This window comes from Hymenobacter sp. IS2118 (assembly GCF_000715495.1).
GTDB lineage: Bacteria > Bacteroidota > Bacteroidia > Cytophagales > Hymenobacteraceae > Hymenobacter.
In genome coordinates, this window is sequence record NZ_JNLX01000184.1 from 27,394 (window position 1) to 50,262 (window position 22,869).

A 22,869-nucleotide genomic window follows, 5' to 3' on the forward strand; every position below is an offset into this window, starting at 1 on the left:
GAAGGGCCTTGTGGCTGTTAGTTTTGAAGTCAGCATCAAAATCGGGCATTCATTGCGCGTCTGGTGCGATTTTGCGTGCTCAACTGCCTAAACAAGCTACCTATTGGAAACCGGCCACTACGAAACCCTCGTCACGCAACAGCTGCGGGGCCAGCTTGCTACTTTAGAAACGGCGGTTTATGCTATTGCGGAAAAGAAACTGGGGCCCGATGATGCGGCCGTGTTCATCACCCGGCACCTGACGCAACTGCTGGGCAAAGTGCTGGGGCAGCTGGCCAAGAACGAGGAGGTAGGCGAGCAGCTGGCGTTGGCCAACGAAGTCATTGCCTACTTGCAGGAAAAGTCGGACGTGCTGGCGGCGGGTAGCGACCTAGCTCCGGAAGGGCAGTTGCTGCGGGCGGTGCTGCCGCGGCTTCAGCTGCCGGTGGCCGCGCAGCACGATTTGGGCAAGCACCTCGACGGGGTAGAGCCGGCGCTGCGGTTTTCGCAAAGCGACTTGTTCAGCGGCGGCAATTCGGAGTTGTCGTTGGAAGCAGAGTTGAAGAAGGAAATTGCGACGGCCGACCGCATCGACTTCATCGTGAGTTTTGTGAAATGGAGCGGGCTGCGGTTGCTGCTGCCTTCGCTCCAGGCGTTTGCGGAGCAAGGCAAGCCGCTGCGGCTGCTCACCACTACTTATATGGGTGCCACCGACCAGAAGGCGGTGGATGCGCTGGCGGCGTTGCCAGGGGCCGAACTGCGCATCAGCTACAACACGGCGCACGAGCGGCTGCACGCCAAGGCCTACCTATTCAGCCGCAACTCGGGCTTTGATACGGCCTACATTGGGTCGAGCAACATGAGCCGTTCGGCGCTGACCAGTGGGCTGGAGTGGAACGTGAAAGTGACGGCTCAGGACAATGTAGCGATTTTGAACAAGTTCCGGGGCACATTTGAGACCTACTGGAATTCGCCCGAATTTGAAGAGTACAGCAGCTTGCCCGAGCAACGCCTGAAGCTGGCCCGGGCCCTGCGCCAGGAGAACAGCGGCACAGCGGAGGCCGATTCACTACCCAACTTTCGCATCCGGCCTTTTCCCTATCAGCAGGAAATCCTGGACCGGCTGGCGGTGGAGCGCAGCCTGCGGGGGCACTTCCGCAACCTGGTGGTGGCGGCCACGGGCACGGGCAAAACGGTGGTATCGGCGTTTGACTACGCCCGGTTTGCCAAGCAGTTTACCACGCTGCCGCGGCTGCTGTTTGTGGCGCACCGGGAGGAGATATTGCGGCAGGCCCGCGCCACGTTTCGGCATATTCTGGGGGAGGCCAACTTTGGGGAATTATGGGTAGGCACGGAGCAGCCTTTGCAGTTTGAATACCTGTTTGTGTCGGTGCAGACCTTCGCGTCGCGGCTGGATTTCTTTCAGCAAACCATCCCAAGGGACTATTACCAATACCTGGTGATTGACGAGGTGCACCACCTGGCAGCGGCGTCTTACCGGCCGATTCTGGCCTGGTTTCAGCCTACTATTCTGCTGGGACTGACCGCTACGCCGGAGCGGGCCGACGGGGAGAGCATCCTGCCAGACTTCGATAACACCATTGCGGCGGAAATTCGGCTGCCCGAAGCTATTGCGCGGGGGCTGCTGGTGCCGTTTCAGTATTTCTGCATCACTGACCCGGTGGACTACCGCAACGTGCGGTGGACTAATGGGCGCTACGCCGCCGAGGACCTGACCAACGTGTACACCGGCAACGATGTGCGGGTGAGTGCCATTGTGGGGGCGTTACAGCGCTATTTGCTGGCGCCCCACCAGGCGCGGGCGCTGGGCTTCTGCGCCACGCGAGAGCATGCCCGGCTGATGGCAGCCAAGTTCCAGGCGGCGGGCCTAAATGCTAGCTACCTGGCTAGCGGCGACACCACACCGGAGCAGCGGCGGGCGGCGGTGGCACAGCTGCGGCGCGGGGAGCTCAACTATCTGTTCGTGGTGGATATTTTCAACGAAGGCGTTGATATTCCCGAGGTGGATACGCTGCTGTTTTTGCGGCCCACGGAAAGCCTGACGGTGTTCTTGCAACAGCTGGGCCGGGGACTGCGCCTGCACGAGAGCAAGGAGTGTTTGACGGTGCTGGACTTTGTGGGGCAGGCCCGGCAGGAATACAGCTACGAGCAGAAATTCCGGGCGCTGCTGGGCCGCACCGGCGGCTCGGTGCTGAGCGAAGCGGAAGCGGGCTTTCCGCGTCTGCCCGTGGGGTGCAGCATCCAGATGGAGCGCGAGGCCATGCGGTTTATCCTCGACAACATCCGAGCGGCCACCGGCGAAAATGTGCGGGTGCTGGAGCGACGGATACGCGGCTTCGCCTTGGAAAGCGCGCTGCCGCTCACGCTGGCCACCTTTTTGGCGCACACGCATTTTGCGCTGGTGGACATTTACCGTTCGCGAGGCGACCGGGGCTGGACGGCGCTGAAAGTCCGGGCAGGGGTGCTGGCCCCGCCCGAGCTGGCGGCTACGGAAAAGCAGCTGGTGGGCAGTGTCTGGCGGTTGGCGCAAGCGAACGGGCCGGCTTTTCTGGCGTTTGTTCGGCGGGTGTTTGAGGGAGTGGAAGAATTACCGCAGCTGCTACAGCTGCCGCTGGGCCCGGAAATGGGGCTGATGCTGCACTACCTGCTGTACCAGAAGCCGGGGCCTAAGCTGGAGCTGGATTCGTTGCTGGACAGCCTTGGCACGCTGCGAGCCATGCCAACCCTCACGGCGGAGGTGTTGGAGGTAGTGGACGTTTGCGAAGCGCAAATAAGCATCCCGCCTATGGCGGTGGCGCTGCCTTACCAGTGCGCACTCCAGCTACACAGCCGCTACAGCCGCGATGAAATTCTGTGCGCGTTTGGCGTGTGGACGTTTGAGCGCAATCCTTCCGTGCGCGAGGGCGTGTGCTACATCGCGCCCCTGAACACGGAACTGCTGTTCGTTACGCTCGAAAAGTCGAGCCGCAACTACTCGCCCACGACGCTCTACCACGACTATGCCATCAGCGACACGCTGTTTCATTGGGAGTCGCAGAACAGCACGGCGGAAGACACGCCAAAGGGTATCAGCTACATTCGGCACCAGGCCCAAGGCAAGCAGCTGTTGCTGTTTGTGCGCGAGCAAAATCAGGATGCGGCGGGGTTGACGATGCCGTATGTGTTCCTGGGGCCCGTGCGGTATGTGAGCCACAAGGGCAACCGTCCAATGGCCATTACTTGGGAGTTGGCCACGCCGTTGCCGGGGTTCTTGTGGCACGAAGCGGGAAAAATGGCTGTGGGCTAGCTGTTATATTTGCTGCGTGCACAGCCGCTAAGTGCACGGAAAGAAGCCTCTGTATCCACTGAAGCCTTGCGTTGCACGCGAGAGTCGTCGTAGGTGGTGCGGGGGCTTCTGCTGTTGGTAGGGTAGCGGTTTCAGCATGACTGCGCGTTCTTGAGCCGGCACCGAAGTACAAGGTAACGCGATTATTGCAGCAAGCTGCTGCAAAATTATAATCTTGCAACAAGCTGTTGCAAGATTAACGCTGGTATCGTCAGGCTTCAAGTAGTGCAGCAACTTGCTGCACTACTTGAAGCCTCATGCTTTTTGCAATGCTCTCTTTAAAAATGCTTCGTCGACCAGATGCCAATGAAGTATTTCCATTTTCCAGAGAAGCTACAATTAGCTTAGGTCCTCCACTAAAGCCGAAGGAGCCTCGCGCATGACGACCAGAAGGCCGTGGTCCCGGGATTGGGCGGTGGTGTACTTCTCACTGCGGCCGATGATTTCGCCGTTAGCGGCCACATGGTTGAAGCCGTATTGGCCGGCGTTGAAGAACGACTCGAAGCGCTGCGGCTGGCAATTGGCTTTTACGCTCTGGATACCGTTCTGGCAACTGGCCTTGGTGGTGTAGCCTTCGCTGGATTGGACGATTTCGCCGTTGTCGGCGCGCAGGTGGTACCAGTACTGGCCGCAGCTCTGAAAGATTTGGAAGGTTGCCATAGTGAGCAAGAAAAGAGCGTGGTGAAATGAATGGCAGCAAGCTAGGCGGCCAGCGCCAACGGCGCGGGCATGGTGAGGGGAATGAACAAGCCGGCGGCTCGCCGGGCGTGGTGGCGTAGCAGGGTGGTGTACTTCTTGCGGCCCTGCTCGATGAGATTGGGCGTGGCCGTTAGCTCGACGCGCCACACTTCGTACGGGGCCTTCTTCTGCACGCCGATGATGAGGAAGCGAGTGGCCCCGAGCACATCAATATACAGGGCGGCCTGGCGGTCGTAGTCGTACTTCTCAATAGTGGTCAGGAAGTGGGCCAGGTCGGGGCTGCTGGTGGTTTTGAAGTCGATAAGCGTGAGCTGGCGGCCGGCGGGGCTGCGCACAAGCAGGTCGGGGCGGAGCTTCACCCCTACGCCGGTGGCGGTGTGGATGGCGGTGTAGGACTGTTCGGCGTGGCCCCGATAAAGAAGGTCGCGACAGTAGCGCTGGCGGCGCACCTGGCGGGCCAACTGCTCCAGGTCGGCCCACTTGATGCCGCGCTCCTCGGTGCGGGCGTAGGTGGCGGGCTCCAGCACGGCGGTGTGAAAGTGGCTGCCGTAGGCCAGGGCCACGGGGTTGGGCTGGCGGGGCTGGCCAAGTAGCTCCTGCTTGAGGGTGCTCAAGTCGGTGTTGCTGACCTGGGGAAGGGCGCGGTGCTGGGCCTGGGTTAGGTCGGGGTGATGGGTAAGGGCGTGAAACATGACGTCGAGAAAATAGGGTTAGCGTATGAGGGCCAGGCGCTGCGGTTCGGCGGCGCGGTGAAGCCAAATGTGGGCGCTGCCACAGCCGACCAGATAAGCAGGTTCAGGGAAGAGTCGGCGTACCTGTGGGGCGAAGTCGCGCAAGTCGGGCAGCGGTTCGGTATCAGCCAATAGCTCGGTCAGTTGGGCCAGCAAGGCGGCTTCGGCGTCGTCGCGGGCTGGCTGTTCAATGGACAGCTGGGGAAGTCCGGCGGGGTGATTCATCGGTAATGGTTTTGAATGAATAAGTAGCCAGGTGGCCCCCACAGCGGGTACTATGGGGGCCGGGCCATTAGGCAGCCAGGGGTAAGGCAACCGGCTCAGCGGCGGCGGGGTCCGGGTCTTGCGGTTCGTCCTCGGCGGGCACGGTGTAGCCGTGCTGGATGCGCATATCAGCGGCACCGGTGTAGGTTTCGGCACGCCAAATGGGGAAGTCGCGGGCGAAGTCGCGGCGGGCGGCTACCTCGGCCGCGTCGGCGGCTTCGTAGCTGAACTGGGCGATGTAATAGGTGGCGGTCTTGCCCTCCTTGGTAGTCTGCTTTTTCTCGGCGGTAACCTTGACCGTCACGTCGGCCAGGGTCAAGTCGTCGTAAAAAAGCGGCTCGATGAGGCGGTACAGGTTTTCGACGCTGTAGCCGTGGAAGAGCACCGCACACACGGCGCCCTTGTCGTCGGCAAAAAACAGCTCGGCCCACAGCTTGCGGCCCATGTTCAGAATGTCATCCTGAAACACGCGCCAGGCCAGCGGAATGAAGGAAAGCGAGCTGCCTAGCGGTACCGTGCCGCCGATATTGAACTGGCCGGCCTTGGCATCGAAACGCACTTGGCGCGGGTGGCCGGGTAGGTAGCGAAAGCGCGACACCTGCACGACTTCGCCGGTGGCCTCGTCGGCCTTTTCGATGAGGTAAGCCGGCGTGGCCGTAATGGAGGTGCTGAGCGTGAGCATAGGCGTCTCGGGGGCAGTGGTGTGGGCAGTAGCTTCGGTGGAGGCGCTGCGCTGGGCTTTTACTTTGGTGGACATAACGGGAAATGGTTGGGGTGGAAAAGAAAAAGGTGGGGCCTGTTGGCGGCCGGCCCCTGCGCCGATTTTGTTAGCGGAATTGTTTGTCGTGGCACAGGATGGCACGGCCCACGATGGAATCGACGCCACGGGCGGCGGGCTGGTGCTGGTGCCACAGATAGGTGGCCAGCAGATTGAGGTAGGCCGGGTTGCGGAACTTGCCTTCTTCGTCGACGATTAAAATCAGCTCGGACGTGAGGCGTATCACCTCTACTGTTTGGCAATCGAGCAACTGGTATAGCTCGGCCAGTTTGAAGCTGCGGCCGTTTTTGGGGTTGACGGATTGAGGCTCGGCGCTGTGCGGGTCGAGTAACTGGGGCTGGTAAGGAGTGGCGGTTTTGGCCATGATGAGGCGGTTTTATGGGGCCGCCCGACTCGGCGGCCCCTGATTGGAGAATTGATTTTTGCTAGGGATGCTAATAGCCTTCGACCTCGAACATCATCTGTTCGTACTCGCCATCTTCCCACCCTTGCTGCTCTTGCTCGTGGTGGTAGTAGGCTTGGCGCTCCCACTCTTCGCGGGCAGCGGCTTCTTGCTCGTAGAAAGTGGCATGGGCTTCATCAGCGGCCATTTCGTCGCCGCTCAGGCCGTTCAGTTCGGCCTCAGTTGGTTCGTAATCCATGAAATGGAGGATAAAGGGCCCGCCCCGCAGCTGGCGCGGGCCATATGGCTAGAAAAGCGGGTACTTGGCGCGGGCAGCCTGCAGGGCAGCGCCCGCCGGGCTGGCGTGGTAGGCTGCCGCAGCCGCGGCGTATGCGGCCTGGGCCTCGCGGCAGCGCAGGATGGCGGCGCGCAGCTGGGCAAAGCGGCCGGGCCGGGAGCCGTACACCTCGCGCAGCGCGTACTTGGCGGCGCGGGCATCAAACAGGGCGGAATGAGCACGGGCCAGCGCGACGGTGGCGGCTACTGAAGCCGGCGAAACGGGAGCCGGCGCGGGCCGAGGGGCAACCTGGGGGCGGTGCGGATACTTAGCCTCCAGGCGGGCAAGGGTAGCGCGTAAGGCAGCCAGCTTGCTAGCAGCCGCGCCCACGATGGGCGCGGCTGGGGCAATGGCGACGCTAGGCATGAGCGGGGACGCCGGCAAAATCATCCTCGGCTTTGATGACCTCCCACACGGCCCCAAAGGCATAGCCGGGGTAGGCGGCGCGCATGGAGCGGAACGCCTCGCGCAGCGCGTGAAACGGGCACTTGCCGGTGCCTTTGAAGTCTGGGCGAGGCTGCCCTTCGGCCGGCTGCTCGGCCAGCTTGAGGCTGATGTACCAGGAGGTGCCGCCCTGGTCGTAGGTGGCGGCGGACTGTGATACCCAAATGCCGGAGAATGGGCAGAGGGCGGGGCCTTTCCAGGCGGCAGCAGCGAGCTGCAAAAGTTGGTTGGGTTGCATGGCTGTATGTGTTAGCCGTGGGTGCCCCGCGCCGTAGGCCTCCGGGTAGGGCGGGCGTCCGGGCCTATCCCGGACTACATACTAAAGATACGAAATAATGTAACATGTTGTTACGTTTGGTAATAAAATATGTGACAAATATTGAGTGCCATGACCAGGCGCTTAGCTTTATAAAATGCAATAAAATGGAGCACCCGCGCCGTGCTTGGAAAACCTAAATGCCTTTTAGACGGGGTTTGGGGCGGCCAGCGCCCAATGGATGCTCGGCGGAGCCGGCCTTGTGAGGCGGTAGTGGCCGACCAGCGGGAGGCTGCGGAAGCCGAGGAGGATGACCGGGCGTTAGCCAGGGCATGATGGCGGGGGCTTGGGGTACTCCCCAATGAAACTCTCCGCGAAGCGGGCCTTGCTTCTGCCTGCGTGGCTTGAACGCAAATAGTACCAGCTGGCGGCAGGCGTTTTAGCCTGTGGCCTGCACCTGCTCCGGGGAGGCGGGCGCGCGGTGTGGGGCCTGTTTCAGGCCCGGCACGGCGGGGCCGTGGTGCGGAAGGTTGGCGTCAGGATAGTGTCTGAAGCGGCTTTTGTGGCGGTGCGGTGGGGAGAGGGCTGGGGCGTTGTGGAGCGGAGAAGTGGACGCCGCGTAGTGGGGTTTTGGGCGGAGGTACGGAGCCCAAACCCTGCGGAGCAAGGTAGCGACGGAGCGAAACGACGACCGGGGCCGGGGCGTGGGTTAGGTGGGCACGGACGGGCGGCACGTCCTGAAAGGCGGGCGGCATGGCCGGCGGCGTGCTGGCGGAGCGTCTGTGAGTAGCTGGGCGAATCTGATAGTATCCAGGTGGCGCTGGCTGCAGCAGGGATAGTAGCCAAGCCGACCAGCGGGAGGCTGCACGTAGGGCCGGAGCGAAGCGGAGTGGCGGATAGCCCGGCCCGAAGGGGCTGCCCTGAAAATGCAAACATTGGGAATTGGCGGCCAACAACTATGTTGCAAAATGTTACGTAAATTTGTAACACGCTTCGTATTTGTAACCAATCTCCTCCTCATGTTTAGTAGCACGAAAACCGGGCACCTTGCACACATTCTTGCAACGGCCCTTATTGGTCAGGTAGCCGGCAATGAACTGGTCCCACCGGACCCCGAGAAAATTGAGAGGTATGGGCACCTGATTATCCAGGTGCTGGTGGCCATCGTCACTATTTGGGCGACTGTTCGAAAGGCGCTGCAAAAACCTGAAAACGTGGTAAGGTCTCCGGTGGTGGGTGTTGTGGCGGCTCCGGCTGCCTCAACTGCTAGCGGAACTGACGCTAATGCTGGAACTGATGGCGCCTAATAAAGCCAAGAGTGGGGCAACGCGGGCGGTGCCGCAGCTGAGCGGGGTTCAGCTGAAGGTCCAGGCGGCCCGGCTGGGGCAGGCGGTCCCGAGTCTGGCGGCGGCCTACGCGCAGGCGTTGGCGCGGTGGCTGGGTGACCCGGTGTTGCGGCTGGCCGGGCGGCCGATTATTACAGAGTGCTACCGGAGCCCGGAGCGGCAGGATGAGCTGTACAAGCAGGGGCGCAGCAAGCCGGGGCCGGTAGTGACGTACAAGCGAGGCGGTGAATCGAAGCACAACACGCTGCCGTCGAAGGCACTGGACGTGGCGTTCATTCTGGCCGATGGGGAGGTGTCGTGGTCGGGGCTGCTGTTGAGCAAGTTTGCGCGGCTTATGAAGGCCGCTGATGCGCGGGTGCGTTGGGGTGGGGACTGGCCGAAGTTCAAGGACTGGCCGCATTTTGAGGTGTAGGGTGGAAACGAAACGAGCGGGCCAGGTGGTCCGCTCGTTTCGTTTGTAGTATGTTCTACTTTTGGACAAACCGCAACCTGTCCTTGTCCGTGGAGTATCTGCCGCAGTATTTACTGAAACTAACCAGACTCAAAGTAGCTGCCTCTACCGTCGGGGGTGTAAGGCTAGAGTCGCCTTACAAGCCAGCGCTGCTGCTGGCCGTGCTGGAGGGCATCGAGGAGCAAACCATCCGCGACAACCGCATTGCTATCACGCCGGAGTTGATTGCGGGCTTTAAGGCGTACTGCCAACTGTTGAGCCCGGGGCCGGAGTATGGCGGGTGTCCATTCCAGCTGCCTTTTTTCCATTTACGGAGTAGTGGGTTCTGGCACCTGCACGCCCGGCCCGGACGGGAGCTTGTTCTAACGGCGTCGAAGTCGGTGCGCAGCTTCGGGCATCTGCGGGACGTGATTGACTTTGCTTCGTTGGATGCGGCGCTGTGGGAGCTGCTGTTACAGCCAGTGGCGCGCGAAGAAATTAGGCAGGCGCTGCTGGTGCGGTACTTCCCGCTGACCCGGCACTACTTCCGTCCGCGGGCGGGCCTTGAACGGCTGGATGAGTTGGGCCGGCAGATGCTGGAGGAGCCGGCGGCCGTGTATAACCGCGCGGTGGACGTGGCTGATGAAACAGCCCTGGCGGAACGGAGCGGGGTATTTGTCCGGGAAGTGCTGCGGGCGTATCAGTCGACGTGCGCGGTGTCGGGGCTGCAACTGGTGAGCACCACCGGGGCGGCGCCATTGCTGGATGCCTGCCACATTGTGCCGTGGTCGGTGAGCCGTGATGACACGATTGGGAATGGGCTGGCACTGTGCCCAAACCTGCACCGCGCTTTCGACCGGCACCTGTTCTGGATTGATGAAGACTATAGGGTGCGCGTGGCCGAGGGGTTCGGGGAGCTAGGCGGGCGCGAGTATGGCGTGCAGCGGTTCAACGGGCAGCCGCTGCGGTTGCCGAAGGCGCGGGCGTGGTGGCCGCGGGTGGAGAACCTGGCGGCGCAGCGGAGGTAGTTACTTTTGAAAATATGAAGTACTACCTGGGGGCAACGGATTGGCGTTGGTATAACTATTTGAGCAGTCGCGCACCAGAAGACGTGAATTTCTGGCGGCCCGGTGGCCAAACGGCCTTCCGAGCATTGAACCCGGGCGGGCCGTTCCTCTTCAAACTTAAGAAGCCCTACCATGCCATTGGAGGCATTGGCTTTTTTACCGCGCAAAGTCAATTGCCGCTGTCTTTGGCTTGGGACACCTTTCAAACGCGTAATGGCTTTGACACTTTAGAAGAGTTTCGTCACACTATCCAGCGTTACCGTGCGGATACGGAGCGTAATCCAGCTATCGGGTGCATTGCCTTAACCAACCCTATATTTTTCAGCAAACAGGACTGGATTCCTGTTCCTGCGGATTGGAGCGACAGCATTGTACAAGGTAAAACCTACGACACTCACGACAGCATTGGGGCGATGCTTTGGCAACAAATCGAGTCGACTGTGGCTCGGTATCTGGTCGATGCTCCGAGGGCTGACACCACTGCTTTTAGTGTTGCCGAAGACGCGCCACAATACGGGAACTCGATATTGAGAAAGGTGCGCATTGGCCAAGGCGCTTTCCGCTTATCTGTGACTGATGCTTACACGAAGCGTTGCGCTATTACCGGGGAGAAAACGCTTCCCGTTTTAGAAGCCGCGCACATCAAGCCCTACGCGGAGGCTGGCCCAAATCACATATCCAATGGCTTGCTGTTGCGCTCGGATATGCACAAGCTTTTTGATGATGGATATATCACTGTCACTCCAAACTTTGTGATTGAGGTCAGTTCTCGAATTCGGGAGGAGTTTAATAATGGGCGCGAATATTACCAGTATCATGGAAAGCCTTTGACCATCCTACCGGGCCTGGCTGACAATAAGCCAGCAAGGCACCATTTGGAATATCACAACTCCGTAATTTATCGGGGGTGAGCGTTGAGCATGCTGCTTTAAAGCGACACTTGGTGATGCGAAGCACTTAGCAATGTTGGGAAGCAGGAATAAGAACGGGACAATTAGCCTCGAACACGGCGCGGGCGAAGCCTACGAGCGTGGCGGTAAGATTGAAGTAGCTGATGACGAGTAGGGTGGGCGTAAAAAACGGCATGGTTGCTTTCAGGCCAACTGCAGTAGCAAGTGGTCGAGTTTCATCTTCCCATGAGCCAATTGATTGGTTGACTGATAGTGCGTCGCCATCACTGCGTTGGGGGTATTGTCAATGGCTCCAATTCTCGGTCCTGCCCCCCGAAGAACTAATAAGCGGTTGATGCCCGATACGATAGATGCGACCTGGCCATTCACAATGTAACCCACCAAGCAACCTTGGGGGTAGCGCTCCGTCAGGAAGTTCTCAATGCCGGTATCAATGTAACGCCCTCGCTGTTCAGAAGCCCTCACCAGCGCCCCATCAGGCTTTTGCCAATCAAACTCGGAAAGGTTTTTAGCTTCGGCGTAGTAGTGCGTTTCGCGTGTACCGTGCCAACTGGAGAACTTGAAATCAACCTTAGGTGCGCTCAAAAAATCAGCTCCCTGATAGGTAATCTCCTCGCTAATAATCAGAGCTTGTGGGTTGACTGAAATTTGGCTGTTGTGCAGTACACGCGTGAGTTCGATAGAATCTATCAAGCAGCTTGTCAGGTTGTCTTCTTTCCAATACAGCAGGTATCGTTTGTCAGCAAGCATCCTAGTGTAGCCCACGCTTATTGCTTCCAGGCACTGCTGGATGAAACGGGCTCGAAAGCGGGCGAAAAGGGCAGAACTGATTCCCCGGCTCATGCCATTTCAGCCAGAATTTCGGCTATCACCTCGTCGGCATCGTTAAGCGCACTAGCTGGTGACCAAAAGCGCTTTTCATTTGGCTTTACCAAATACACCGTGTCGGCTACGTAGTACTTGATGAAACGGCGGTAGTAAATGCTTTCGGCCTTTTCGTGGTACGTGTGGGCTTCAATGCGGCGTAGCAACTCACCTAAGTCTGCTGCTGGCAGCTCGGTAACGGGGGCTGTAGCTGGGCGGCCGTCCAAATACAGCGCTACTACTTGCAGCGGCGTTTTGGGAGCCAACGTGAAGTAAGCGGCGCTGGCTTGCAGGTCTTCCGCTTGTAGAAATTGGTTGATGGTTTGGCAAAGCAGGGCGGCGTAGTCGCAGCGCTCGGCCTCCACGGAAGGAGCGAAGGCATCGGACTTGCTGCGGTCTCGGAAAGCACCCAGTCGGTATTTTAGTACACTGTCGATGAGCAGACGGTCAGTAGCTGACAAGTTTAAGCCGTCACGGAGCAACGTTTCAATGGCTTGCTCGGCCCGGTTTAATTCAATAGTGGGCTTTAGGAGATGCTTACGTAAACCAATTATCTCATCAACTAAGGCAACAATACGCTCCTTAGTAGCAGTTGGCAGGTCAAAGCAAAGACTCGGTATATTGAGCATCTCACCGGGTGATACCCGTTCGCGTTCCACACCCCAATCCGAAGCGGTCAGGAACATGAGGTAAGCCGCAAATGAGGAATTGAGGTAAGCCGTAAGCAGCTTCAAGTCCTCATCTTTACCGGGAGCGGAAATGCCGTAAATGGTGCGACGAAAAGAACAGTCGTAGTCTAAGTAGGAGGCACAGAAATTTTTATCGGACTGTCCTTCTTTTACTAAAAGATGAGGAGAACGATAAAGCGCTGGCTTGGTTATAGGCCACATGACTTTTGTAATCGGTAAGCCGGTTACCTTATCACGAGCATTGTCAGCAGTATAAGATTTAGGAGTATAATAACGGTCTAATCCTTGGGCATCAATAAAAGGCATTGATGCTAGTATGTCGCTCGGGTGCTTGTTCTTAGCTTTCGTTCTAGAGGTTTCAAAACCTACAGCTTTTACATACCCTTCGCGGGTTAAATAAGTATCCAATGAAGGTCTGCGAGTCAGTTGCTCAATCAATCGAAAGTCGCGCTCAGTCCCCCACATAGCAATCTTCCAAATGTTGGTTGCGGGATTTTGGCATTCGGTGCGAGGCAAGTGTTTTACATCAATTGGGTCAATTGCAATGCCATCGATAAGACGATTTTTAACCGTTGTGGTGGGTGTGTAATAGACCAAGTGTGACGAAACAGCAGTTGGTTGCTGCTTGCGATACACTAAAACGCACACCGGTCGTTGAGCAGAAGCAAATAAGTTGCGTCCCCCCGTCTTCTTCGCCACGCGCCGCAACGCCGAAAAGTTATACACTTTCTCGACGTAGGTGTCATTGAACAGAAACCGACGGAAATTCTTGGAAGTGCTGTGGTTATTGAATAGAATCTTGCTGGTAGCAATAAGTGCAATCTGACCATCAGGGCACAGCACGGTGGCGCGGTGCAGGAAAGCCAGAACCATTTCACTCGCAAACTTCAACGGCTTCAGATACGCTTTGACATCTGCTGAGGGCTTGTTTGTGAATGGCGGGTTTCCCACCACTAAGTCGAAGGTTAGTTCCTCGAACGGCCCCGCTTCCAAGCTGCTCATCAGAAACAGGTTCTGACCCTGCCGTTTGGAGTCAGTGTTGCCGGGGCGGTAAATCAGATAAGGAAAGTGAACCTCGTGCCACAGCGTTTTGGGGTTCAGCCGGTCTAGCATAGCTAGGTAGATGCTGAAAGCGGCCACTTTGATGGCTTCCGCTTTAATCTCAATCCCAAAGATGTTATCCAGCACTAACTGCTGTACGGTGTCAAACGACAAGGTTTTTGACGGATGGGTGAACTCCCAGCGGTCAAGCAAACGGTTGAGGGTATCCACCAAAAAGATACCCGACCCACAAGTGGGGTCCAAGGTGCGGATATCGTAGCGAGCATTGCCGCTTGAGGGGTAGGGCAACACCTCGTTCAGCACAAACTCGGCTAGGGCGTGCGGGGTGTAGAAAGCCCCTATTTCCTTCATATGCTCGGCCCCATCTTCCTGCCGCAGGAAATCTTCGTAGATTTCGCTAATGAGTTGAATAGGAATTACTTCAAAGTCGAAGATGCGCCAATCGGGAAACAAAACCTGCTGGGCAGTAGGCAATTCGGTATAGAAGCAAGCTCGCAGAGCAGTCAAATGCTCGGGTGTAACCATTTCCCGTTCATTGGGTGCTACCGGGCACAGATTACCATTGAAAACCGTTTCCAGTTTTTCAAACAGCGCGTAAGTAGCATTCTTATCAGTCAGGACTTTGAAGTACGAGTCCGCTGTGGGATGATACTGCCTGTAAAACTCTGGGGTCGTGGCTTTACGGTCTTCCAGATACAAAATGAAAAGCGAGCGTAGTAACAAGTCGTGAATGATGGACACATCTAAGCCCGCTACGCGCAGGAGCTGACGAGTGGTTTTAAGGTTAGCGGCGAGCTGCTCATTGACGCGTGTTTTGGACTGTACCTGCTTCGCATACTTCTCCTCTTCCCAAAATGCCCCCGACTCGATAGCAATTTTACCGAATACCTCGTACAGTTCTTGTAAGGCTGCCTGCGCTTCCACAGAAGCATGAAACAATTGTAGTTCTTTTTCTGCTTGGGTGTCGGTGGGGCTTTTTGGCGTTTCGTAGCAGTTGTATACCCGCACTTCGGTAGGGCTCTCCACATAGAGAAACGGTACCTTGCCTTGGTTCCATACCTTGCGCTGGAGCCTGACCACCGTCTTTACCGTTTCGGGCAAAAAGTCGGTAACAGCTTTAAAGTAGATAGCGGGCTGTTCTCCTGAAAAGTAGATTTTATCAACGCCGTCCGCGCCGGTCGCATCGGCGCTGAACCGGTCGGCCTGCTTGAGGTAGTGGCGTTGCAAGGCCGTTAGGTTGGCCCGGTCGCTGCGTCGGTCGATGAGGCCATCCTTAAAACCGAGTTGGTCAACAACGGATAAGTAGGTGGTCATGGCTTAGGAATTAAACGGTCTAATCGTTGCTCTATGCCTTGCAGACGCTCGTTGAGTAGCGGAAAACTGTCTTGGTACACGGTGGGAAATCCTACGAAAGCTGCCATTTCCCATGCTTCCAGCACTTCGGCCAGGTCCAAGCTATACGGGGAAAAGGTGGGGTTATCGGATGTCAGAATAAGGCGGGCCGGGCGGGCGGCATCACGGGTAATGCGCTTGAATACGACCCCGGCATTTCTAGTTACCAGTATGTATCGGCTGCCATCCTGCAGGTTGCGGGCGTACTCTACAAAGCGACCAATGAGGATGTATCCATCGTGGATGGGTGGCATTGAGTCGCCCTGCACATCGAAGGCGCGATAGGTGCCAGGCCCTAGCTTAGGCAAGCGAAAATGGGGTAGCCGCTCAATGAACTCTGCCTGGTTAAACTCACTGGCATAGCCTGCTACCGCCGCTACTGGCACGTATTGAATATTTTCCTGCTGTTTTTCTCCGACCGTAATGGCCAATACGCGCACATCTTTCTGCAACGCAGGTTGGGACTCCGGGGACTGCCGAAAAAGTGGTGGTGCAGCTAGTTGACCACGAACCAGCATTTCAGCGCTCACCTGGAAAAAGTCCGCCAGCTTTAGTAGAATGCTAGCCGATGGTTCCGATTTTCCATTCTCATAGTAGGCGTAAGTAGACCTTTTCAGCCCTAGCGCACTAGCGGCTGCTTCTTGTGTGAGCTTACGCTCTTTACGCAACGAAGTCAGGTTCTTAGCAAGCATTTGTCAGGAATTGCCACAAATGTCGAGAATTTTGGAGAAACTTCGCGCATGTATGGTTTCAGGCCAAAAATGGCTCAGAAACAATCATAAAGCCTTGTTATCTGACAACTGGCTGAATTTTGGTTAGCCTCAAATACTGCGCGGGCGAAGCCAGCAGGGGTGGCGGAGCGCAGGTTGGCGCGGTTCTTTGAGTCAGGGAGGTTGTGCATTTTGGAGCCGAGGATGGGTACCACGGCCTTGTGCTCGGGTAACTGGAAGCCGCCGCCGGTCCATAGGCAAGTGCGTTTAGTATAGGCTTCGCTGAGCTGGCGCTCGGGTGGTAGGTAGCCGGCATAATCGCAGGGGTCGAAACGGAAGTCTGGAGGGCGCCAATAGGTGCTGACGGTGCTTACTGGGTTCTCGATAAAGTAGGGAGCCTGGCACCAGGCGGCGAGGCGGGCGGACCACTCGAACAGCTGCAGGGCCTTGATGACGCTGCCGAGGCCTTTGCGGCGGAAGTGGGCGCGGCCGGAAATGGCGGTGTCGGTGCAGGGCGGAAAGAAGGCGGCGAAGGCCACGGGGCCGTATGGTGGCAACCACTCGCGCACGTCGATGCCGACGCGGATGATGTTGCCCTCGCGGGTTTCGCCGGGCGGGTGCTGCAGGTCGACGCAGTAGCAGAGGTAGCCGGCATCGGCCCACGGCTGGACCAGCGTGGTGGTGAAGTCGAAGCAGCTGATGACGATGGGGGCGGACATGAGGATGAGCTAGAAAGTGGGCTGGTCGAATTGCGAGGCGGGTAGTGGGTGGTGGCCGGCCGGGTGTAAGTCGCTGAATACACCTCGGCGGAGGTTGCAGGTTGCTACTACCTCATCGGTGGCGCCGTTGCGGTGTTTGGCCATGTCGAACAGGATGGTGTCGGCGGTGGCAGTGCCGTCTTCGTACTCGGCGATGTTGTAGTATTCGCCTCGCCAGAGGAAGACGATGCAGTCGGCGTCCTGCTCCAGGCTGCCGGACTCGCGCAGGTCGGAGAGCATGGGGCGTTTGTCGCCGCCGCGTTTTTCCACGTCGCGGGAGAGTTGGGAAAGGGCGATGACGGGGGCGTTGAGTTCTTTGGCCAGTTCCTTGAGGCCGCGGCTAATGCTGCCTACTTCCTGCTCACGGTTGCCTTTGGTGTCGCCGCGCATGAGCTGGATGTAGTCGACCAGGACCAGGCGCAGCGGGTGCTGGGCGTGGAGGCGGGCACACTTAGCGCGCAGTTGCTGGATGGTCAGGCCGGGTGTGTCATCGAGGTGGAGGCGGTGGCCGTGGGTGCTCAGGCGCTGGGCTTGTTTGCGGATGTGGGCTACTTGCTCCAAGCCACCGGGAAGGTTGCCGCGGCGTAGGTCGGAGTTGCTGTAGCCGGGGACTTCGCTGGCCACCATGCGCTGCATGAGCTGCAGGGTGGGCATTTCTAAGCTGAAAATGGCAGTGTGATGGCCATGGTCGAGGGCGGCGGTGCGGGCGAAATGCAGCAGGGCGGCGGTCTTGCCCATGGCGGGCCGGGCGGCTAGGATAACTAGGTCGCCGGGCTGCCAGCCGCCGGTGAGGCCGTCGAGTTGGGTGAGGCCGGTAGGGACACCCGTGAGGCCTCGTTGCTGGACGGCCTGGGCCAGGCGGTCGAACGTGGGGTCGAACGCGGCGGCAGCCGTTTGGCCGGGGCGGGTTTCGAGGGTTCGGTTGAGGCTGGTGAGGTGGGCTTGGGCAGTGGCCAGCAGTTCGAGTGGGTCGCGGGTGTCGTCGTAGGCGTAGGTGGCTAGCTCGGTGCCGGCGCGGATGATAACGCGGCGGGCGTGCTGCTCCTGGAGAAGGCGGCAATGGGTGTCGAAGTGGGCGGCCGAGTTGATTTTGCTGGTGAGGCCGGCCACGAAGCCGGGGCCACCGGTGCGCTCGAGCGTGCCGCGGTGGCGCAGCTGCCGGGTGACGGTGAGAATGTCGGCGTGGTCGCCGAGCTGTACCAGGTCGCGGATGGCCAGGTACACTTGCTGGTGAGCGGTGGAGTAGAATACCTGCTCATCGGGCAAGGTGGCCAGCAGGGTGCGCTGGGCATGGGCTTCGAGCAGGGCGGCGCCGAGTACGGCGGCTTCGAGGTCGAGGGCCTGGGGTGGCAGGTGACCGGGCTTTTGCGGCGCGGCATAGCGTTGGATTGAGGTTGGGGACATTGGGGATTAGCTCCAGCGGGTGGGGTCGGCAGATTTGGGGGCGGTGCGGGCGCGGGTTGGGGTTGCAGCCTGGCCGGTACCGTGCTGGGCAGCCAGGAACTGGGGCCGACGACGCATCCAGCCGCGGAAGGCAGCGCGCCAGTCGGCCATGGGGGTTTTGCCGCTCACGCGCCAGCCGTTGCTTTCGTAGTGGTCGTGGAATGCGGCGGCTTCGGTCGGGGCGTCGGGGCTGTTGGGGTGCTGGTCGGCAGCGTAGGCTTGGACCTCAGCGAGGGTGGGCACGGCGGCTACCTTCTGGCGGCGCGGCTGGTTCACCTCACCCCCCGGCCCCCTCTCCAAAAAAGAGGGGGAGCCTGACGGCTTTATTTTCTCAATCAAACTTTCAATCCCGGGAGCGGGCGGGGTGGCATCAGCCGCCTCCCTCTCTTCTTTTGAAGATGTAACTGAAGATGAAAATGAAGGGGTTGGAATTTGCTTATCCCCGGCGGATGGGTTTTGGTTGGGAGTTTGGTTAAGCAAAAGCGGATTCCCGCCCTTTTTGCCGGCGGCGGTGCGTATTCGACGCAGGTTTTCATCCTTGACCATGCGGCGGCAGTAGAGCGCGCCATCGGACTCGCGGCGGCTGGCCACACCGAAGTCCAGCAGGGTGGTTAGGATTTGGTTGGCACTTTGGTTATCCAAACCGAGACGGCGGGCAATGACGGCATCGGGCATAGGGGCGCCGTTGACGAGGAGCACGCCGCGCTCGTCGCTGTCGTGCATCATCAACAGCAGCTCGAACCAGGCCCCGCGCTGCGCGAGGTCGAGGGCCTGAACGCCCTGGTCTTTGTGCCAGTCGCCGGGGTAGAATTGGATAGCCGGGAGTTTCATGCGCGCGTCAGCGTGGACACATATTGGACGGGGGTAGTCGTAGTGGGCTCTTCGAAGAGGTCGAGCTGGCGGTAGTCGGTGCACTTGCCGCGGAGAGCGGCTTCGACCTCTGCCAGGGCGGTGGCCAGGGTGGTTTCGAGCAGGCCGGTATAAGGGTAGCTGCCGTGCTCGTCGTCGAAGGACTGGTAGGGCGAGGTCAGGTTCAGGACCCGGCCGCCGGTGAGCTCGCGCTGGCCGATGAGCGTGACGCCGCTTTGATGGCGGCCCATGGAGAAGCCAGTGACGGTGAAGGGCTCGAACAAGGCGGGCAATTCCTCGGATTCGTCGGGCCAGAAGTCGGATGTCTCGGTCAACTGCTCGGCTAGTAGGCAGAGGTGCGGCACCAGGCGGCTGAGGGCGTGGGTCAGGTCGGCGTGGACCTGCTCAGCACAGGTCAGCGCAAAAGCGCGGGGTGGGGCGTCGTCGGTGCGCTGCTCGGTGAATTCACAGGTCAGGTGCTGGTCTTTGAGCTTGACCTTCTGGATGGTGATGATGGAGGTAGCGGCCTCGGGGCTGTCGGGGCCGACAACGGGTAGTAGCTGGGACATTGGGGAACGAGGAATTGAGCCGCCTGTACTGGCGGCGGGTGAGTCTACTATTTTCAAGTAGCGGGTTAGGAAGGGCGGAAGGGAGACGGCCGGCCGCGTTTCACGCGGGGGGCGGGGGCAGCGGCCGGGGTGGCATCGGTGCGGTTACGGCGCTGCCAGTCGTGGATTTGGGACAGCATCACCCGGTCGCCGCGGCTGGATTCGCCCGTGACGTAGTGTAGGCGGCGCGGGTGATGCTCGGGCAGGCGCATGTAGTCGCGTAATGTCTCCGGATGCAGGTCGAGCAGCTCGGCGGTGCGGGGCACGGAATAGGCCGGGTCGGGGGTGGGGGCGGTTTCGAGCTGGCGGCGGGCTTCGGCGGCACAGGCCTTTTCCAGCGACTCGCGCACCCACGTATGGTCGTCGGGCAGGCGCACGGTGATGTGGAGGCCGTCGGCGGTGGTCGTGGTTAGCTCGGTCATGGCTGGGGGGGCGTAGGACGCTCGGGGAAGAAGCATTTGCCCTTATGGTACACGGGGGCGGTGCCGGAAGCCTGACGGTGGGCAATGATGAGCTGCAGCTGCGTGAGCACCTGGGTGGCGGTGTTGGCATCGAACTCATAGCGCCACAATTCCACCCATACGGCTTCGCGGTAGGTGAGATAAGGGCTGTCGATGGCCTCGCCCAAATCATAGCGCTGGTTGTATGTCGGGCGGGAGGCTTTGGCGCTGAAGTCCTTTTTGGGGCAGGCCCGGATGGCGGCTTCGAGGGCCGCCGTGGCGGCGCGGGGCTCTTCTAGCAGGTAGGGAGTTGGCGGTAAGGGGCGGCGAATGTAATTGGCTACCTGGTCGGCTTTGATTAGAAGCATCATGGGTTAGGGGGGTGGGTATGATTGAGCTTATTGGGTGAGGCGGTCGAGGTCCTGGCGCACGGCCTGGCTGCCGGATTTCTTGATGAGGCGGATGGCCTCGGCCACGGCGGGGTGCGCCGGCCGGGCCTTCTGCAAAGCCTTGGAAACCGCCGCGTGGGACAGTTTCAGCGAGCGGGCAATGTCCGAAATGGCACCGTGCGGAAGTAACATCCGTAGGTCCTTCGGCGTAGGGGTGGTTTCAAGTGGTTGCATTTGGTCAAATATTTGTTACCTTTGAAAGCAATATGACGCTCAAATGTAGGTAAAAGTTACCAAGAGTTGCAAAATGAAAACGCTTGAACGGAAAAAACTGAGCGATACCACCCCGCTGCCGTCGCTGACAATGAGTGAGCGACTCAAGGTCTTGCGCAAATCCCGCGACATGACGCAACAGGAGATGGCCGACATCATTGGAACCTCGCGCCCATCCATTGCGCAGTTGGAGGCAGGGCGGCATCAGCCAAGCAATGAGGCGCTGGAAACCATCGTGGCCAAGCTTGGCATCAGTAGGAATTGGCTGTGGTTTGGCAGCGGGCCGATGGAGGAGTTCAGCCCGTTGGGGGGTAATGTGAAGGTCCTCGCAGGCCTGGAAGAAGGCGACCATTTAGACATCGAGTTCGTCGGCTGCAAAGTGCGCGGCAGCTTCCTGGACCTGATGGACGACGGCGGGGAAGTGAGCCAGTTTGAGAGTCTGGAAATCGTGCGCATCTACGACCCGACCCCGGAGATGCGCAAGCCGGGCACGAAGGGCTTCGAGATTGATGGCGACTCGATGGAGCCGCAGTTGCGCTCGGGCATGAAGGTGGTGGGCGTGCGGGTGCCGCTGTCTGATGTAAAGTATGTCACCAGCGGGGTCTACGTGGTGGCCTTTGGCAACCAGCTGACCATTAAGCGCGTGAAGAGCAATGACATTCTGGAGCGGGGCATTCTGGTGCTGCACGCCGATAACCCCAACGCCGGCAGCCTGCCGGTGGCCGGTGAGGATATTCGCTTCATGTGGAAGGTGGTGCGGATTTTTTATGCCGACGTTATCTGAGGCTGAAAGTGTAAGCGGCGCCGACTAGAAATTTATACCTTATTGGGTATAATTGTCGGCTGTGCGGTATATTTATACCTGTTCGGGTATAATACCTTCTCTTGTCTGCTAATTATACCCGTTCGGGTATTCAACATGCTTGACCCACTAGCTACTTTCGTAAAACAGCGCCGCCGTCAGTTGCGGCTCTCACAGCCCGACCTGGCGGCTAAGGCGGGAGTGGGCCTGCGTTTTGTGCGCGACTTGGAACAGGGAAAAGGCACGCTGCGACTGGACAAGGTTAACGCCGTACTGCAGCTGTTTGGCCACGAAGTAGGGCCGGTGCCCGTGGTGTTTTTACCCGAACTGGAATAAACTATGCCCCAGGCGGAAGTACACATGCACGACCAGGTAGCGGGCTACCTGAAGCAGGATGAGCAGGGCTACAGCTTTGCTTACGCACCGGAATATCTTGCGGCACCCACTGCAGAGCCGGTGAGCCTGACGCTGCCGTTACAGGAGCAGCCCTACGTGGAGCGGGTGCTCTTTCCCTTCTTCGACGGGCTGATTCCCGAAGGGTGGCTGCTGGACGTGGCCGAGCGGAACTGGAAGCTCAACGTCCGCGACCGGATGGGGCTGCTGTTGGCCTGCTGCCAGGACTGCATTGGTGCTGTAAGCATCCATCCACTTCCTAACGCTGACGACGTATGAGCCGCTGCTTATACTGCTACCAGCAGCTGGCAGCTGGCCAGTTGGACTATCACCCGGCTTGCAGCCGCAAGCTGTTCGGGCAGGCAATACCGCCGGCTTTTCCTTACTCGGAAGCGCAGATGCTGGGTTTGGCGGAAAAAATTGTGAGCCAGCACATGACGGTGACGGGTGTGCAGCCCAAGCTGTCGTTGTCCTTGTTATCCGGCAGCGCTACTGATGGGCCCGCCCGGCTGACCATCGTAGGGGCTCTGGGTGGCGAGTATATCCTGAAACCGCCGACCTCGCGCTACCCCCACCTGCCGGAAGTAGAAGATGCCACCATGCACCTGGCCGAGGTAGCTCGCATCGCCACTGTGCCGCACGGGCTGCTGCGGCTAGAGGATGGGGCGCTGGCTTACGTGACGCGGCGCATTGACCGCCGAAAAGGGAAGAAGCTGCACATGGAAGATATGTGCCAGCTGACCAAGCGGCTGACCGAAAACAAGTACGACGGCTCTCACGAACAGATAGCCAAAGCTCTGCGCTACTCCACTAATCCCGGCCTGGACGTGGTGAATTTCTACGAGCTGGTACTGTTTAGCTTCCTGACCGGCAACGCTGATATGCACCTGAAAAACTTCTCGCTGCTGCACACTCCTGGCCTGGGCTACGGGCTGGCCCCGGCCTACGACCTGGTGGCCACGGCGCTGGTGAATCCGGCCGACAAGGAAGAGCTGGCTCTCACGTTGAACGGTAAAAAGAGGAAGCTGCGGCAGGAGGATTTCCGCGTAGCAGGCCAAAGTGCTGGAATTGGCGAAAAGGTGATGACGGGGCTGTTCGCCAATTTTATCCGCGTCCGGCCAGCCTGGGAAAAGCTGCTGGCAGAAAGCTTCTTACCGCCGGAGTTGAAAGAGGCTTACGTGTCGCTGCTGCAACGTAAATTTGAGCAGCTGGGCTTGACGTAGGTAG

Annotated in this window: 27 protein-coding genes; 9 read left to right on the forward strand and 18 right to left on the reverse strand. The window is 59.2% G+C overall.

From position 1 onward, the window contains the following. The first annotated feature begins 103 nt into the window (after positions 1-103). Entirely contained in the window at positions 104-3,286 is a 3,183-nt protein-coding gene (locus GM79_RS19875; protein ID WP_035567327.1) for a DUF3427 domain-containing protein, read from the forward strand. 378 nt (positions 3,287-3,664) lie between these two features. Here the strand turns inward: GM79_RS19875 and GM79_RS19880 are convergent, their stop codons facing one another. The 8 genes from GM79_RS19880 to GM79_RS19915 form a co-directional block, all read right to left on the reverse strand. Continuing rightward, complete coding sequence (locus GM79_RS19880) at positions 3,665-3,985, reverse strand: YegP family protein (RefSeq protein WP_035567328.1); 321 nt, start codon at positions 3,983-3,985, stop codon at positions 3,665-3,667. A 41-nt stretch (positions 3,986-4,026) separates the two neighbouring features. Beyond that, a complete protein-coding gene (locus GM79_RS19885; protein ID WP_035567329.1) occupies positions 4,027-4,716 on the reverse strand; it encodes a PD-(D/E)XK nuclease-like domain-containing protein in 690 nt (229 codons plus the stop codon). Positions 4,717-4,734: 18 nt separating this feature from the next. Beyond that, positions 4,735-4,980: a hypothetical protein gene (locus tag GM79_RS19890; protein ID WP_035567330.1), complete on the reverse strand. Its 246-nt coding sequence runs from the start codon at positions 4,978-4,980 to the stop codon at positions 4,735-4,737. Positions 4,981-5,047: 67 nt separating this feature from the next. Beyond that, positions 5,048-5,776, reverse strand: coding sequence for a hypothetical protein (locus GM79_RS19895; RefSeq protein ID WP_235184126.1), 729 nt, complete (start codon positions 5,774-5,776; stop codon positions 5,048-5,050). 70 nt (positions 5,777-5,846) lie between these two features. Then, complete coding sequence (locus tag GM79_RS19900) at positions 5,847-6,161, reverse strand: hypothetical protein (RefSeq protein ID WP_035567332.1); 315 nt, start codon at positions 6,159-6,161, stop codon at positions 5,847-5,849. 70 nt (positions 6,162-6,231) lie between these two features. After that, positions 6,232-6,438 carry a hypothetical protein gene (locus GM79_RS19905; RefSeq protein WP_035567333.1) on the reverse strand — a complete coding sequence of 69 codons (207 nt, stop codon included), beginning with the start codon at positions 6,436-6,438 and terminating at the stop codon, positions 6,232-6,234. 48 nt (positions 6,439-6,486) lie between these two features. Next, on the reverse strand, positions 6,487-6,882 hold the full coding sequence (locus GM79_RS19910; RefSeq protein WP_035567334.1) for a hypothetical protein: 396 nt from the start codon (positions 6,880-6,882) through the stop codon (positions 6,487-6,489). Beyond that, complete coding sequence (locus GM79_RS19915) at positions 6,875-7,198, reverse strand: hypothetical protein (protein WP_152560106.1); 324 nt, start codon at positions 7,196-7,198, stop codon at positions 6,875-6,877. The genes GM79_RS19910 and GM79_RS19915 overlap by 8 nt, the downstream gene beginning before the upstream one ends. A gap of 986 nt (positions 7,199-8,184) precedes the next feature. Here GM79_RS19915 and GM79_RS19920 point away from each other — a divergent pair. Genes GM79_RS19920 through GM79_RS19935 form a run of 4 tightly spaced genes read left to right on the forward strand, consistent with a single transcriptional unit; the run spans position 8,185 to position 10,970 of the window. Continuing rightward, a complete protein-coding gene (locus tag GM79_RS19920; protein WP_035567337.1) occupies positions 8,185-8,523 on the forward strand; it encodes a hypothetical protein in 339 nt (112 codons plus the stop codon). Then, the gene (locus GM79_RS19925) at positions 8,513-8,974 is read left to right on the forward strand and encodes a M15 family metallopeptidase (protein WP_081867902.1); all 462 of its coding nucleotides are present in this window, start codon (positions 8,513-8,515) and stop codon (positions 8,972-8,974) included. The genes GM79_RS19920 and GM79_RS19925 overlap by 11 nt, the downstream gene beginning before the upstream one ends. Positions 8,975-9,024: 50 nt before the next feature. Further along, positions 9,025-10,020, forward strand: coding sequence for an HNH endonuclease (locus GM79_RS19930; protein ID WP_035567339.1), 996 nt, complete (start codon positions 9,025-9,027; stop codon positions 10,018-10,020). A 14-nt stretch (positions 10,021-10,034) separates the two neighbouring features. Next, positions 10,035-10,970, forward strand: coding sequence for an HNH endonuclease (locus GM79_RS19935; RefSeq protein WP_035567341.1), 936 nt, complete (start codon positions 10,035-10,037; stop codon positions 10,968-10,970). A 183-nt stretch (positions 10,971-11,153) separates the two neighbouring features. On the opposite strand, the gene GM79_RS19940 is transcribed toward GM79_RS19935, so the two are convergent. The 10 genes from GM79_RS19940 to GM79_RS19985 all read right to left on the reverse strand — a co-directional run bounded on the left by GM79_RS19940 (position 11,154) and on the right by GM79_RS19985 (position 20,408). Then, the gene (locus GM79_RS19940) at positions 11,154-11,720 is read right to left on the reverse strand and encodes a hypothetical protein (protein ID WP_152560107.1); all 567 of its coding nucleotides are present in this window, start codon (positions 11,718-11,720) and stop codon (positions 11,154-11,156) included. Between the two features lie 89 nt (positions 11,721-11,809). Further along, positions 11,810-14,899 carry a class I SAM-dependent DNA methyltransferase gene (locus GM79_RS19945; protein ID WP_051719111.1) on the reverse strand — a complete coding sequence of 1,030 codons (3,090 nt, stop codon included), beginning with the start codon at positions 14,897-14,899 and terminating at the stop codon, positions 11,810-11,812. Further along, positions 14,896-15,669 carry an XRE family transcriptional regulator gene (locus tag GM79_RS19950; RefSeq protein WP_035567346.1) on the reverse strand — a complete coding sequence of 258 codons (774 nt, stop codon included), beginning with the start codon at positions 15,667-15,669 and terminating at the stop codon, positions 14,896-14,898. The genes GM79_RS19945 and GM79_RS19950 overlap by 4 nt, the downstream gene beginning before the upstream one ends. Before the next feature lie 74 nt (positions 15,670-15,743). Further along, positions 15,744-16,406, reverse strand: coding sequence for a hypothetical protein (locus tag GM79_RS19955; protein ID WP_051719112.1), 663 nt, complete (start codon positions 16,404-16,406; stop codon positions 15,744-15,746). Between the two features lie 9 nt (positions 16,407-16,415). Continuing rightward, positions 16,416-17,849 carry a replicative DNA helicase gene (gene dnaB, locus GM79_RS19960; RefSeq protein WP_051719113.1) on the reverse strand — a complete coding sequence of 478 codons (1,434 nt, stop codon included), beginning with the start codon at positions 17,847-17,849 and terminating at the stop codon, positions 16,416-16,418. Between the two features lie 6 nt (positions 17,850-17,855). After that, positions 17,856-18,719, reverse strand: coding sequence for a hypothetical protein (locus GM79_RS23395; protein WP_051719114.1), 864 nt, complete (start codon positions 18,717-18,719; stop codon positions 17,856-17,858). Continuing rightward, complete coding sequence (locus tag GM79_RS19970; protein ID WP_035567348.1) at positions 18,716-19,306, reverse strand: hypothetical protein; 591 nt, start codon at positions 19,304-19,306, stop codon at positions 18,716-18,718. Before GM79_RS19970 ends, GM79_RS23395 begins: the two co-directional genes overlap by 4 nt. 65 nt (positions 19,307-19,371) lie before the next feature. Continuing rightward, positions 19,372-19,767: a hypothetical protein gene (locus GM79_RS19975; protein WP_035567350.1), complete on the reverse strand. Its 396-nt coding sequence runs from the start codon at positions 19,765-19,767 to the stop codon at positions 19,372-19,374. Continuing rightward, on the reverse strand, positions 19,764-20,156 hold the full coding sequence (locus tag GM79_RS19980; RefSeq protein WP_035567351.1) for a hypothetical protein: 393 nt from the start codon (positions 20,154-20,156) through the stop codon (positions 19,764-19,766). The genes GM79_RS19975 and GM79_RS19980 overlap by 4 nt, the downstream gene beginning before the upstream one ends. A gap of 27 nt (positions 20,157-20,183) precedes the next feature. Next, positions 20,184-20,408, reverse strand: a complete 225-nt coding sequence (locus GM79_RS19985) for a hypothetical protein (protein ID WP_152560108.1) — start codon at positions 20,406-20,408, stop codon at positions 20,184-20,186. Between the two features lie 73 nt (positions 20,409-20,481). Here GM79_RS19985 and GM79_RS23400 point away from each other — a divergent pair, with 73 nt between their 5' ends. From GM79_RS23400 to GM79_RS20005, 4 genes are all read left to right on the forward strand, one after another. After that, on the forward strand, positions 20,482-21,231 hold the full coding sequence (locus GM79_RS23400) for an XRE family transcriptional regulator (protein ID WP_051719115.1): 750 nt from the start codon (positions 20,482-20,484) through the stop codon (positions 21,229-21,231). 135 nt (positions 21,232-21,366) lie between these two features. Continuing rightward, positions 21,367-21,585, forward strand: a complete 219-nt coding sequence (locus tag GM79_RS19995; protein WP_035567353.1) for a helix-turn-helix transcriptional regulator — start codon at positions 21,367-21,369, stop codon at positions 21,583-21,585. Between the two features lie 3 nt (positions 21,586-21,588). Then, complete coding sequence (locus tag GM79_RS20000; protein WP_035567354.1) at positions 21,589-21,921, forward strand: HipA N-terminal domain-containing protein; 333 nt, start codon at positions 21,589-21,591, stop codon at positions 21,919-21,921. After that, a complete protein-coding gene (locus GM79_RS20005; RefSeq protein ID WP_035567355.1) occupies positions 21,918-22,865 on the forward strand; it encodes a HipA domain-containing protein in 948 nt (315 codons plus the stop codon). The genes GM79_RS20000 and GM79_RS20005 overlap by 4 nt, the downstream gene beginning before the upstream one ends. Positions 22,866-22,869 lie beyond the last annotated feature (4 nt).